The organism is Phreatobacter aquaticus (genome assembly GCF_005160265.1).
In the GTDB taxonomy this organism is placed as follows: domain Bacteria; phylum Pseudomonadota; class Alphaproteobacteria; order Rhizobiales; family Phreatobacteraceae; genus Phreatobacter; species Phreatobacter aquaticus.
Map to the genome: position 1 here is coordinate 1,582,413 of NZ_CP039865.1, position 12,498 is coordinate 1,594,910.

The following is a 12,498-nucleotide window of genomic DNA, read 5'->3' on the forward strand; positions in this document are numbered from 1 at the left end:
ATGGCCAAAGGCATTCGCGACAAGGTCGCCATTCTGGGAATGGGCTGCTCGAAATTCGGCGAGCGCTGGGACATGAACGCCGAGGACCTGATGGTCGAGGCCTATGTCGAGGCGCTGGCCGATGCCGGCATCGAGACCAAGCAGATCGATGCCGCCTGGCTCGGCACCGCGATCGAGGAGCAGCATGTCGGCAAGTCCGCCGTGCCGCTCGCCGTCGCCCTGCGCCTGCCCTACATCCCCTGCACACGCGTCGAGAACTATTGCGCCTCGGGCACGGAGGCGTTCCGCGGCGCGGTCTATGCGGTGGCCTCTGGCGCCGCCGACATCGCGCTGGCGCTGGGTGTCGAGAAGCTGAAGGATACCGGCTATGGCGGCCTGCCGCAGCGCGGCCGTGGCACGGTCAACAACATGACCTGGCCGAACGCCTCGGCGCCCGGCAATTTCGCCCAGCTCGCCGCCGCCTATCGCGCCAAATATGGCTCGGCGCCGGAAGACCTGAAGCGCGCCATGGCGCATATCTCGGTGAAGAGCCACGACAATGGCTCCAGGAACCCGAAGGCGCATCTGCGCAACAAGATCACCATCGACACCGTGCTGAACGCGCCGATGATCGCCGAGCCGCTCGGCCTGTTCGATTGCTGCGGCGTCTCCGACGGTTCGGCCTGCGCCATCGTCACCACGCCGGAAATCGCGCGGAGCCTCGGCAAGAAGGACCTGATCACGGTGAAGGCACTGCAGGTGGCGGTGTCGAACGGCCAGGAAGCCCAGCACAATGCCTGGGACGGCAGCTATTTCGCCACCACCCGCATTGCCGCCACCCGCGCCTATACGGAGGCTGGCATCACCCGGCCGCGTGACGAGGTGAACCTCATCGAGGTGCACGACTGTTTCTCGGTGACCGAGCTCGTCACCATGGAGGACCTGCACATCTCGCCCGAGGGGCGCGCCATCCACGACGTGCTCGACGGCTTCTACGATGCCGACGGCACCGTGCCCTGCCAGATCGACGGCGGCCTCAAATGCTTCGGCCACCCCATCGGCGCCTCGGGCCTCCGGATGATCTACGAGATGTATCTGCAGATGCAGGGCCGCGCCGGCGAACGCCAGCGCCAGGACCTGCCCCGCATCGGCCTCACCCACAATCTCGGCGGCTTCCCGCACCAGAATGTCTGCTCGATCTCGATCGTCGGCCGCTACGGGGAGTGACGGGGCGGGAAAGCTGCGGATGGCTTGCGCTCGCCCCTCACCCTGACCCTCTCCCCGCCTGCGGGGAGAGGGAACCGCTCACCCCCGGCCTTGGATCACATGACAGGGCGGTCATTTCGATCTGGCGCCTCGCTGAAGGGTCGTCATCGGGCGCAACGTGTGCCGCCGCATCCCCTCTCCCCGCCTGCGGGGAGAGGGCAAGGGTGAGGGGCCGGCATGGCCGGGCTCGACCCTCACATCGTTCGCCCCTCAGATCTTCCGCCCCGCCGCCTCCCAGTAGGGATCGCGTAGCCGCCGCTTGAAGATCTTGCCGGAATCCTCGCGCGGCAGGCCGGTGCGGATTTCCACATGACGGGGAACTTTGTAGCCGGCAAGCTTCTCACTCAATCCCGCGCGGATCGCGACGGGATCGATCACCATTCCAGGCTGCGGCTCGACCACTGCCATCAGCGCTTCGCCGAATTCGGCATCCGGCACCCCGAACACAGCGCAATCCTGCACGCCCGGCAGGCCATGCAACACCGCCTCGATCTCGGCCGGATAGATGTTCACGCCGCCGGAAATCACCATGTCGCGCTTGCGGTCGCAGAGAAACACATAGCCTTCGGGATCGACATAGCCGATATCGCCGCAGGTGACGAAGCCCTGCAGATCCACCTCCCGGCGCTTCTGCGGATTGTTGTGATAGGTGAAATCGGGATAGCCGGCGATGCGCGCATAGATCTCGCCAACCCCGCCCTGAGGCACCGGCTGTCCGGCATCATCGACCACCAGGATCTCGGCGCCGGGCGACAGGCGGCCGACCGTGCCCGGCTTCTTCAGCGCGTCCTCTGAGGTCGCATAGGTCACCGGCCCGGTCTCGGTGCCGCCGTAGAATTCGTGAATGACCGGTCCCCACCAGGCGATCATCGCGGCCTTCACATCGACCGGGCAGGGCGCCGCCGCATGGATGACGAACTTCAGCGAGGAACAGTCGTAGCGCCTGCGCACCGCCTCCGGCAGTTTCAGCAGCCGGATGAACATGGTCGGCACCATGAAGATGCCCTCGATCCGCTCGGCCTCGATCAGCCGCAGCATCTCCTCGGGATCGAAACGCGGCATCAGCACCAGGGCCGCGCCCAGCTTGCCGCAGCGCGTGCCGTAGCTGTTGGGAGCCGAATGGTAGAGCGGGCCCGGCAGCAGGGCGCGCAGTCCCGGCCTGATACCATAGACCAGCGCGCGCAGCGCGTCGGTGGCGCGGGCCTCCTCCGGCGTCGGGGCCTGCCGACGGACGCCCTTCGGATTTCCCGTCGTGCCGGACGTGTAGATCATGCTCTGCGGCGCGGGCAGGGCCGGGCCGTCATAGGGCGGAACGGCGGCAAGCCAGGTCTCGATGTCCACCGCGCCCGGTGCGGGCCGGAGCAAGTCGCCGCTTGCCGGATAGACCGCCTGGATTTCGGGAGGCGGCACGACTGTCACGACGGTCAACCCGTCCGGCACTGCCGCGACATAGTGGTTGACGAGGTCGAGATGGCCGATCAGGGCCTTGGCCCCGCAATCGCGCAGCACATAGGCAATCTCTTCGGCCTTGAAGTGCCAGTTCACCGGGACGGCATAGGCGCCCAGCATCATCGCCGCATAGGTTGCCTCGAGAAAGGCGATGTCGTTGCGCATCAGGATCGCGACGCAATCGCCGGCCCCGACCCCCAGCGCCTTCAGGCCACCTGCGATGTGACGGGAGCGGGTCTCGACCTCGGCCTGCGAGGCCGCGCGACTGCCACTGACGATGCCCGTGGACAATGCCATCCTCGTGTCTCCTCATGATGCCGTTTGCCGGCTTATGATTAGTTGACGCCGCGGCCCCGACCATCCCAGTAGGGTTTGCGCAGCTCGGTCTTGAGGATCTTGTTGGCCTGCGACAGGGGCAGGCTGTCGCGGAACTCGATGCTGGACGGGCACTTGAATGGCGCGATCAGCGTGCGGCAATGGGCGATCAGCTCCTCGGCCGTGGCGGTCGCGCCGGCCTTCAGCGTCACCACGGCATGGACCGCCTCGCCCCATTTGGCGTGGGGAATGCCGATCACCGCGACCTCGCGCAGGGCCGGGTGGGCGATCAGCGCGTTTTCCACCTCGATTGAATAGACGTTCTCGCCACCGGTGACGATCATGTCCTTGATCCGGTCGGAGACATAGACATAGCCATCGGCGTCGAGATAGCCGGCGTCGCCCGTGTGCATATAGCCGCCGCGCAGCGCCTCCGCCGTCATCTCCGGCTGCTGCCAATAGCCCTTCATCACGAGGGGACCTGCCACGATGATCTCGCCGATCTGGCCGGTCGGCACATCGCGGTCGTTCTCGTCGACGACGCGGATGTCGCAGCCATAGGCGGCGCGCCCCGCCGAGGCGAGGCGGTGTACTTTGGCGGGATCCAGCGAATGGTCGGCATGTTCGAGATAGGTGCAGGCGGGCGACAGTTCGGTCATCCCATAGGCCTGGGTGAAGCGGATATTCGGCAGCCGCTCGATCAGGGCTGCGAGCGTCGCCACGGGCATGGGCGCACCGCCATAGCCGACGAAGGTGAGGCTGGAGAGATCGAATTCGTTGAGCCGCGGCTCGTTCAGCACCATGGTCATCATGGTCGGCACCATGGATGTCGCGGTGACCCGATGGGTGTGGATTGCCTCGAGCATGGCGATCACCGAGAAGCGCGGGATCACCACATGGGTGGCGCCGAGGATCGTGTTGATGAACACCCGCGAGCCCGCGGCCGCGTGATAGAGCGGGCCGGCATGCAGGCCGATCAGATTGGCCCCGAGGCCGGTATGGGCGATGGAAGCAAAGGCATTGGCCATGCAATTGGCATGGGTGAGCATGACGCCCTTGGAGCGCCCGGTCGTACCGCCGGTGTAGAACAACAGGGCCACATCCTCGCCGGAGCGGCGGAGATCCTCGGTCGGCGGGCGCCGTTGCAAAGCCGGCTCATAATCGATCATATCGGCCGGCAGCGGTCCGTCGCCGGCATGGATCAGGTGGCGAAGCGTCGGCACCGAGGCCTTGATCGCCCGGGCCATCTCCTGGAACTCGTCGCCGACCAGCAGGACCGACGCGCCGCAATCCTCCATCAGAAACTGCGTCTCGGGCAGGGCGTAGCGGGTGGACACCGGCACGGCGATCCCGCCGGCCCAGAGCGTCGCGAAAAAGAACTCGAGATAGCGGTCGCTGGAATGCGAGAGCATGGCGACCCGGTCGCCCGGGCCGATGCCGAGATCGGCCAGAACGCCCGCAAGCCTGGCCACACGGTCGGCAAAGCCCGCCCAGCTGATGCGCCGCTCGCCATAGATCACCGCGGTCTTGGTGGGAGAGATTCGGGCGGCCCGATGAACCGGGAGCGTTAGTTGCATGTGCGCAGTCCATCCTGGCCCGGGCGATGCCGCGGGCCCGCACATCCTGTCATGATGCCGCCGTCCATGCCGCCGCTCCCTCGGGTCGCGACCGGTCGTCGCGACAATATTTCTGTTGGTGCTATTTCTCACATTGAAATGACACTTCGCAAGATCGAAACCGGCTGGAACGGCTGTTCCAGGCTCCGGCTCTGCGTGACGGCGAATGGCAGGCCCCATGGAACAGCACTTGACCTCGCCCTCATTCGTCATTCGGCGGGTTGCAACTCGGCTGCGATCTGAGCAGACTAGCCAAATCGGAACGGGCCAAATTCAAAAATAGAGCCCGCCAGGGAGGAACTTTCAACGATGACCGCACCCGCGGCCGCGATTGATTCTGTGCGCGCCGAAACCGCCCCCTTGCTGGCGGTGCGCGACATCTCAGTCCGCTTCGGCGGCATCATCGCCCTTGGCGGCATCTCCTTCGATGTGCTGCCGGGACAGGTGGTTGGCCTGATCGGCCCGAACGGCGCCGGCAAGACCACGCTCTTCAATTGCCTGAGCCGGCTCTACATCCCGAACAGCGGTGACATCCTGTTCGACGGCCGTTCCATCATGAACGCGCCGCGCCATGCCATCGCCTCCATCGGGCTTGGCCGCACCTTCCAGAACGTCGCGCTGTTCGATCGCATGTCGGTGCTCGACAACGTCAAGGTCGGTTGCCACAGCCAGACGCAATCCGGCTTCATCGCGAGCTTCCTCAGAACCGGCGGGGTGGCGGCCGAGGAGCGCCGCATCGAGGAGCGGGCGCGCGAACTGATCGCCTTCATGGATCTGGAGGCCTTCGCCGCCCTGCCGGCGGGGCCGCTGCCCTTCCCGATCCGCAAGCGGGTGGAACTGGCCCGCGCGCTGGCGGCCAGCCCCAGGCTGCTGCTGCTCGACGAGCCGGCCGCCGGCCTCAACCACGAGGAAGTGGAGGTTCTGAAGGAGCAGATCCGGCGCATCCGCGACCACCAGAAGGTGACGACGCTGCTCGTGGAACATCATATGAGCCTGGTCATGTCGGTCTCCGACAAGGTCGTCGCCATCGATTTCGGCCGCAAGATCGCCGACGGGACGCCGTCCGAGGTGCAGCGCAATCCGGACGTCATCCGGGCCTATCTGGGAACGGAGGCCTGACGTGGCGCCCATGCTGGAAATCAAGGGCCTCAAGGCCTTCTACGGCGGCACGCAGGCGCTGCATGATGTCGGTCTCGATCTCGAGGCTGGCGGCATCACGACCCTGCTCGGCGCCAATGGCGCGGGCAAGACGACGACGCTGCGCGCCATCTGCGGCATGGTGCGGCGCGAAGGCACGGTGCTGTTCGATGGCCAGCCGATCGACAAGCTGGCGACCGAGGACATCGTGCGGCTGGGCGTTGCCCATGTGCCGGAGGGCCGCGGCACCTTCACCGGCCTGAGCGTCGAGGAAAATCTGAAGATTGCCTCTTTCGGGCGGCGCGACAAGTCGGGCGTCAAGCGCGACATGGACCTGGTCTTCACCTATTTCCCGCGCCTCAAGGAGCGCATCTCCCAGCAGGCCGGCACCTTGTCGGGCGGCGAGCAGCAGATGCTGGCGATCAGCCGCGCGCTCATGCTCGGCCCGCGCCTGATGCTGCTCGACGAGCCGTCCTTCGGGCTCGCGCCGCTCATCGTGCAGGAAATCTTCCGCATCATGCGGCGCATCAACCAGGAGGCCGGCGTCTCCATGCTGCTGGTGGAGCAGAACGCCTCTCTGGCACTCGATCTCGCCGACCGCGCCTACCTTCTGGAGACCGGCCATGTCGTCATGTCGGGGGCAGCCCAGGACCTGAAGAACGACGAAGGCATCCGCCGTTCCTATCTCGGCTATTGAGGCAAGAGGCACGTCATGGAGCAACTCATCCAGCAGATGGCGTCGGGCCTGGCGAGCGGCGCGATCTACGCGCTGGTCGCGCTGGCCCTCGTGATGATCTTCACGGCCACCGACCACCTGAATTTCAGCCAGGGGGAACTCGCCATGTTCTCCACCTATCTGTGCTGGCAGATGATCCAGTGGGGCCTTGGATTCTGGTCGGCGCTCGCCATCACCATCGTGCTGTCCTTCATCATCGGTGTGCTGATCGAGCGGATCATCCTCAGGCCGCTGCACAATGCATCCGTGCTCTCCGTCGTCGTGGTGTTCATCGGGCTCTTGGCGATCTTCCACTCGCTGGCCGGCGCCATCTGGAGCCACACGATCAAGAATTTCCCCTCGCCCTTCCCGACGGTGACCTTTGCCGGCTCCGGCTACATCAGCTCGCACCAGATCGGCATGATCGCGGTCTCGCTGGTCATGCTGTTCGCGCTGTTTGCCTTCTTCCGGTTCACGCCGCTGGGCCTCGCCATGCGGGCGGCGGCGCAAAACCCGGTCTCGGCGCGCCTCGTCGGGATCCGGGTCGACTGGATGCTGGCGCTCGGCTGGGGGCTTGCCGCGGCCGTCGGCGCGGTGGCCGGCGCCATGGTCGCGCCCGTCGTCTATCTCGAGCCCAACATGATGGCCTCCATCCTGCTCTACGGCTTCGCCGGGGCGCTCGTCGGCGGCATTTCCTCGCCTGGCGGTGCGGTGTTCGGTGGCTTCCTGGTGGGCGTGCTGGAGAACCTGGTCGCCTATCTCGGCAACCTCACCGAGAAGACCTTCGGGGTCTACATCATCGGCAATGGCGAGAAGCTCACGGTGGCGCTGATCATCGTCATCGCCATCCTCACCCTGAAGCCGGCCGGCCTGTTCGGCCGCACCAATGTGAAGCGGGTGTAGGCCATGACAGCGATCTCCTCGGCATCGCCTGCCGCTCCCGACCGCACCGCCGACTTCACCCGCTATGCGCTTTACGGCCTGCTGCTGCTGGCCGCTGCCCTGCCCTTCATCGGCGGCAAGACCGGCCTCGTCTCCAACTTCACCTTCCTGCAGCTCAGCCTGATGATCGTCTATGCGATCGCGGTCCTCGGCCTGAACCTGCTCACCGGCTTCAACGGGCAGATCTCGCTCGGCCATGGCGCCTTCTTCGCGGTCGGCGCCTATGTCGCGTCCATCCTGATGGATCGCTGGGAGATCAACTACCTCCTCACCCTGCCGATCGCCGCCCTGTTCTGCTTCGTGGTGGGCTATCTGTTCGGCCTGCCGGCGCTCCGGCTGGAAGGGCACTATCTGGCGCTCGCCACCTTCGCGCTCGCCATCGCCGTGCCGCAGATGCTGAAATACAAGCATCTGGAGCCGCTGACCAATGGCGTCATGGGCATCAATCTGGTGAAGCCCGACGCGCCCTTCGGCCTGCCGCTATCGGGCGACCAGTGGATGTATCTGGTGGTGCTGGTCGTTGCGGTGATCATGTTCTGGTTCGCCCGCAACCTGCTGGATTCCAGGCCCGGCCGCGCCATGCGTGCCATCCGCGATCACACGATGGCGGCCGACACGATGGGCATCAACACGGCCCAGTTCAAGGCGATCACCTTTGGTATCTCCGCGCTCTATACCGGCGTCGCCGGTGCGCTCCACGCCATCATCTTCGAGTTCGTCTCGCCGGATTCGTTCCGCTTCGAGCTCTCCATCGCCATCCTCGTCGGCGCGGTGGTTGGTGGTGTCGCATCCCTTGGCGGCGCGGTCATCGGCGGCATTTTCGTCCAGGTGATCGAGAAATATGCCGATGCCGCCACCAAGAAGCTGACGGCGGCGGTCCACCTGCCGATCGAGCTCGAACCCTGGACGCTCTATGGGATCGCGCTCATCGTTCTGATCTACGTGATGCCGACCGGCATTGCCGGCGGCCTCGCGCAACTGGCAGCCCGCGTTCGAAAGCGCATGGCCGCTCCCTCTTGACCAACGTGCATGACCTCAAGACCGGGACGGCGCCCAAGGCCAAACCCGGCAATCGCTCAAGCGACGTTTCGGAAACATCCCGGAGGAAACCCATGAACGACCACACACCCAAGACTGGCATCAAGCGGCGCACCCTCATCGTCGGCCTCGGCGCGCTGGCAGCAAGCCCGCTGGCGGCCCCCGCCATCGCCCAGAAGCGCTATGACGACGGCGCGTCCGACAGCGAGATCAAGATCGGCAACATCATGCCCTATTCGGGCAATGCCTCGGCCTATGCCGCCATTGGCCGCACCTCCGAGGCGCTGTGCAAGATGGTCAATGATGCTGGCGGCATCAATGGTCGCAAGCTGACCTTCATCACCTACGACGACGGCTATTCGCCGCCGAAGGCCGTGGAAATGGTCCGTAAGCTCGTCGAGGAGGACAAGGTCCTGCTCGTGTTCAACCCGCTCGGCACGCCGTCCAACACGGCCATCCAGCGCTATCTGAACACCCGCAAGGTGCCCCAGCTCTTCGTCGCCACCGGCGCGTCGAAATGGGGCAATCCCCGCCAGTTCCCGTGGACCATGGGCTGGCAGCCCGATTACGCCACCGAGGGCGCGATCTATGCCAAGCATATCCTGCAGACCAATCCGAACCCGAAGATCGGCGTGCTCATGCAGAACGACGATTACGGCAAGGACTATTTCAACGGCTTCAAGGCGGCGCTCGGCAAGGAGAAGGAAGGCTCGATCGTCCAGCTCTCCACCTATGAGGTGACCGACCCAACGGTCGACAGCCAGATGATCCAGCTGAAGAATTCCGGCGCGGAGTTCTTCTTCAACATCACCACGCCGAAATTCGCCGCGCAGGCGATCAAGAAGGCGGCCGAGATCGCCTGGAAGCCGGTCCACTATCTCAACAACGTCTCCTCGTCCTTCGGCTCCGTCTTGAAGCCGGCGGGCATCGAGAACGCACAGGGGATCATCCTGGCGCTCTACCGCAAGGACGCCAACGATCCGCAATGGGCCAATTCTCCGGACATTCTCGCCTGGAAGGCCTTCATGGCCAAATACATGCCCAATGCCGACATCCGCGATGACGGGCACAATTTCGGCTTCTCCTGCTGTTCGACGCTCATCGAGGTGCTGAAGAAGGCCGGCGACAATCTCACCCGCGAGAACGTCATGAAGCAGGCGGCCAGCCTGCAGAATTTCGAAGCGCCGCTGCTGCTGCCCGGCATCAAGATCAACACCTCGGCAACCGACTTCTATCCGATCCAGTCGGTGCAGCTGGCCAAGGTCGAGGGCGAGAGCTTCAAGCTGTTCGGCAACGTTCTGTCCAACGAGACCGCCTGAACCTCAGGCGGTCCATTCCAAGCGCCTTGCCCCGCCGCACTGCGGCGGGGCACTTTCCCGGGGCATCGCCGACAGTTTGCCGCGCGGTCCAGGCGATCGGCAGTTGCAAATCGCCCCGCCCTTGTCTAGAAGCCGTCCCAATCGCCGCCTTAGCTCAGCTGGTAGAGCACCTCATTCGTAATGAGGGGGTCGTAGGTTCGAATCCTATAGGCGGCACCAGTTTTCCATGTTTGCCATCGATATCGCCGGGTTCCGGGCGAGCGCGGTCCACCTTCCAGGGGACCGCCCGCTGTCACGGGTCAGATGAACCCGTGACCGGATGCCGACGCCCTTGGCGATCGCCGCCCGTCTTGCGGTGTCAGGCCGCCATTTTCAGCGGCGGGATGCGATGCAGTCGCTCGGCGAACTCCAGTCCCGCCACGCCGTCGCCGATCCACCGCACAAAGGCGTCCACGTCGCGACCATCAAGACGGAGCATGATGCGCTGACCGACAGCCACACTGTCTGACGGGCGCAAGCGACAGCCGGTCAGACTGATGTCGCTCAGGTGAACCTTGCTGGCACGGCCATCCACCGTCATCTCGACCGTCAGGTCGGCCTCGCGGCGCACCGCCCTGCGGCGATCGCTGACATCGGCCTCCACCCCCTTGAGGAAGGTCTCGACCGCGTTCGACAGCCGCTGCTGCGCCTGCGTCAGCAGGGTCGCGCCGCTGGACACCAGGCCCGCCTCGCGACCGGTCTCGCTGGCAGCCGAGGTGACCGCCGAGACGTTGGACGACACTGTCATGGCGCCCTCTGCGGCGATGGCGACATTGGTCGCGATCTCGCGAGTGGCGGCCTCCTGCTCCTCCACCGCCGAAGCGATTGAGGATGTGAACACGTTGATCTCGCCGATGCGGCCGATAATGGCGCGGATCGAGCCGACGGCGGTCTGGGTCGACGACTGGATGCCGGCGATCTGGGTGGCGATCTCCTCGGTCGCCTTGGCGGTCTGGGTCGCCAGCGCCTTCACCTCCGAAGCAACGACCGCAAAGCCCTTGCCGGCCTCGCCGGCCCTGGCCGCCTCGATGGTCGCATTCAGCGCGAGCAGATTGGTCTGTTCGGCAATGTTGCGGATGAGGCCGATGATCGCGCCGATCCGCTCGGCAAGCGCCACCAGGCCCGAGACCTCCTCATCGGTCTTCTGACCCTGAAGCGTCGTCTCGCCCACGACGATCGTCGCGCGCTGGGCCTGCTGCCCGATCTCGCGCACGCAGGCGCCAAGCTCTTCGGTCGCTGCCGCAACCGCCTGGGCGCTGGCGGCAGCGCTTCCGGCGGCGCGCGAGGCGGAGCCGGCTTCCTCATTGGTCGTATCGGCTGCCCCCATCAAGGTGCGGGCGGACTGGCCCATCGAGCCGACCTGCGACGTCAGATCGGTCATGACGGTCGCCATGGCCGACTGGAAGTCCTCGATCAGCTTTTCGACATGACGCTGGCGCGCAATCTCGCCGGCCTGCGTCGTCAACGCCTGTTCCTCGAGCGTGCGTCGCTCCATGGCATTGTCGCGGAAGATCAGGATCGCGCGGCCCATCGCGCCGAGCTCATCGGTGCGGGATGCCTCCGGGACCTCTACTTCCAGATCGTCGGCCGCGAGCCGGGTCATGGTGCTGGTCAAGCCGGAAATCGCCATGATCAGTCCGCGGCCCAGCACGAAGGCGAGCGTCAGGACCAGCAGGCCAAGGCCTGTGGAGGACGATATCGACCAGACGAAGCTGCCATGCGCCGTCTCGGCAATGCGCTTCTGGTTGGCGACGCCTTCAGCCACCAGCACATCGACGACCTGCTGCGCATTGGCCAGCGCCGCATTGCCGGCTGTCCGCACCGCATCCACCGCGGCGCCACGCTGCTGGATGCCCTCGGACCAGGCGAAAAAGCTCGTGGCATAGGTTGTCAGCAGCCCCTTCATCCGCTGCTGCGCCGGCAGTGGTAGCTCGTTGTCTTCCAGCATCGCCTCGAAAACCGCGATGTTGCTCTTGAACTTGCCGATCTCCTCGGCCGTCAGCCGCAGCATGAAGTCCTTCTCGTTGCGACGAAGCTGGAGCATGGCGATCTGGAAATTGCGCGTATCGGCACAGCACACCGAGGCGAGCTGGGTGAGCGTCGTCTCGATCTCCTGGATCGCCTTGCGCAATTGTCCGTTGAGACCGAGTGTCGGGCTACGCCCCATGCGCTCCTGGATTGCCACCAGCTCTTCGAACAGGGCTGAAAGACGCGCAGGTGCGGCCAGTGCCGAGCGCGTGGCCTCGGCCGGCAGGCTCGCCGCTCCCTCCGATGTCTTCACAGCCTCGGCTGCCCGGGCTGCCGCCTGCAACGCGGCGCGGAACCGCTCTTCAGGTTCCTTGCCGCCGCCGCTGCCGGCGAACCGTTCGGCCTCGGCATTGGTCGCGCGGATGGCCGCGCGCAGATCATAAACCTGCGAGAGGAGCCTGGTGGACGCATCGAGCGCCACGATTTCAGTCTGGGTCCGCGTCGAGGTGAACCAGGTGAGCCCTGTCAGGCCCAGCAGGCCCAGCACAGGGATTGTGGCGATGACGAGAACGCGCGCCCGAATGGACAGGGAACCCAGCAGAGAAGTGGAAGCCATCGGCGGAGTCGTCCTTGGAATGGAGGCATGCCGATAGGTAAGCACGAACAATTTATGTTTAATGAATCATGGCGGATCGTTTGAATTTTGCCTCGCCCC

9 protein-coding genes and 1 tRNA gene are annotated in these 12,498 nt (G+C 65.3%); 7 read left to right on the plus strand and 3 right to left on the minus strand.

What is annotated here, in order from left to right; genetic code table 11:
- Positions 1-1,206 carry an acetyl-CoA acetyltransferase gene (locus E8L99_RS07355; RefSeq protein ID WP_137098931.1) on the plus strand — a complete coding sequence of 402 codons (1,206 nt, stop codon included), beginning with the start codon at positions 1-3 and terminating at the stop codon, positions 1,204-1,206.
- 249 nt (positions 1,207-1,455) lie between these two features.
- Here E8L99_RS07355 and E8L99_RS07360 read toward each other — a convergent pair whose 3' ends face one another.
- Positions 1,456-2,991 carry an acyl-CoA synthetase gene (locus E8L99_RS07360; protein WP_137098932.1) on the minus strand — a complete coding sequence of 512 codons (1,536 nt, stop codon included), beginning with the start codon at positions 2,989-2,991 and terminating at the stop codon, positions 1,456-1,458.
- A gap of 38 nt (positions 2,992-3,029) precedes the next feature.
- The gene (locus E8L99_RS07365) at positions 3,030-4,586 is read right to left on the minus strand and encodes a long-chain-fatty-acid--CoA ligase (RefSeq protein WP_137098933.1); all 1,557 of its coding nucleotides are present in this window, start codon (positions 4,584-4,586) and stop codon (positions 3,030-3,032) included.
- A gap of 348 nt (positions 4,587-4,934) precedes the next feature.
- Here E8L99_RS07365 and E8L99_RS07370 point away from each other — a divergent pair, with 348 nt between their 5' ends.
- From E8L99_RS07370 to E8L99_RS07395, 6 genes are all read left to right on the plus strand, one after another.
- Entirely contained in the window at positions 4,935-5,744 is an 810-nt protein-coding gene (locus E8L99_RS07370; protein ID WP_137098934.1) for an ABC transporter ATP-binding protein, read from the plus strand.
- A gap of 1 nt (position 5,745) precedes the next feature.
- Positions 5,746-6,459, plus strand: coding sequence for an ABC transporter ATP-binding protein (locus E8L99_RS07375; protein WP_137098935.1), 714 nt, complete (start codon positions 5,746-5,748; stop codon positions 6,457-6,459).
- 15 nt (positions 6,460-6,474) lie between these two features.
- Positions 6,475-7,380: a branched-chain amino acid ABC transporter permease gene (locus tag E8L99_RS07380; protein ID WP_137098936.1), complete on the plus strand. Its 906-nt coding sequence runs from the start codon at positions 6,475-6,477 to the stop codon at positions 7,378-7,380.
- A 3-nt stretch (positions 7,381-7,383) separates the two neighbouring features.
- The gene (locus tag E8L99_RS07385) at positions 7,384-8,439 is read left to right on the plus strand and encodes a branched-chain amino acid ABC transporter permease (protein WP_137098937.1); all 1,056 of its coding nucleotides are present in this window, start codon (positions 7,384-7,386) and stop codon (positions 8,437-8,439) included.
- Between the two features lie 92 nt (positions 8,440-8,531).
- Positions 8,532-9,776 carry an ABC transporter substrate-binding protein gene (locus tag E8L99_RS07390; RefSeq protein WP_137098938.1) on the plus strand — a complete coding sequence of 415 codons (1,245 nt, stop codon included), beginning with the start codon at positions 8,532-8,534 and terminating at the stop codon, positions 9,774-9,776.
- Between the two features lie 143 nt (positions 9,777-9,919).
- Positions 9,920-9,995, plus strand: a tRNA-Thr gene (locus E8L99_RS07395).
- 139 nt (positions 9,996-10,134) lie between these two features.
- Here E8L99_RS07395 and E8L99_RS24055 read toward each other — a convergent pair.
- The gene (locus E8L99_RS24055) at positions 10,135-12,399 is read right to left on the minus strand and encodes a methyl-accepting chemotaxis protein (RefSeq protein ID WP_137098939.1); all 2,265 of its coding nucleotides are present in this window, start codon (positions 12,397-12,399) and stop codon (positions 10,135-10,137) included.
- Positions 12,400-12,498 lie beyond the last annotated feature (99 nt).

What these genes read in the sequence shown, in the direction of transcription:
- E8L99_RS07355 (WP_137098931.1), top strand. Translation starts at nt 1, where the DNA reads ATGGCCAAAGGCATTCGCGACAAGGTCGCCATTCTGGGAATGGGCTGC.
- E8L99_RS07360 (WP_137098932.1), bottom strand. Translation starts at nt 2,991, where the DNA reads ATGGCATTGTCCACGGGCATCGTCAGTGGCAGTCGCGCGGCCTCGCAG.
- E8L99_RS07365 (WP_137098933.1), bottom strand. Translation starts at nt 4,586, where the DNA reads ATGCAACTAACGCTCCCGGTTCATCGGGCCGCCCGAATCTCTCCCACC.
- E8L99_RS07370 (WP_137098934.1), top strand. Translation starts at nt 4,935, where the DNA reads ATGACCGCACCCGCGGCCGCGATTGATTCTGTGCGCGCCGAAACCGCC.
- E8L99_RS07380 (WP_137098936.1), top strand. Translation starts at nt 6,475, where the DNA reads ATGGAGCAACTCATCCAGCAGATGGCGTCGGGCCTGGCGAGCGGCGCG.
- E8L99_RS07385 (WP_137098937.1), top strand. Translation starts at nt 7,384, where the DNA reads ATGACAGCGATCTCCTCGGCATCGCCTGCCGCTCCCGACCGCACCGCC.
- E8L99_RS07390 (WP_137098938.1), top strand. Translation starts at nt 8,532, where the DNA reads ATGAACGACCACACACCCAAGACTGGCATCAAGCGGCGCACCCTCATC.
- E8L99_RS24055 (WP_137098939.1), bottom strand. Translation starts at nt 12,399, where the DNA reads ATGGCTTCCACTTCTCTGCTGGGTTCCCTGTCCATTCGGGCGCGCGTT.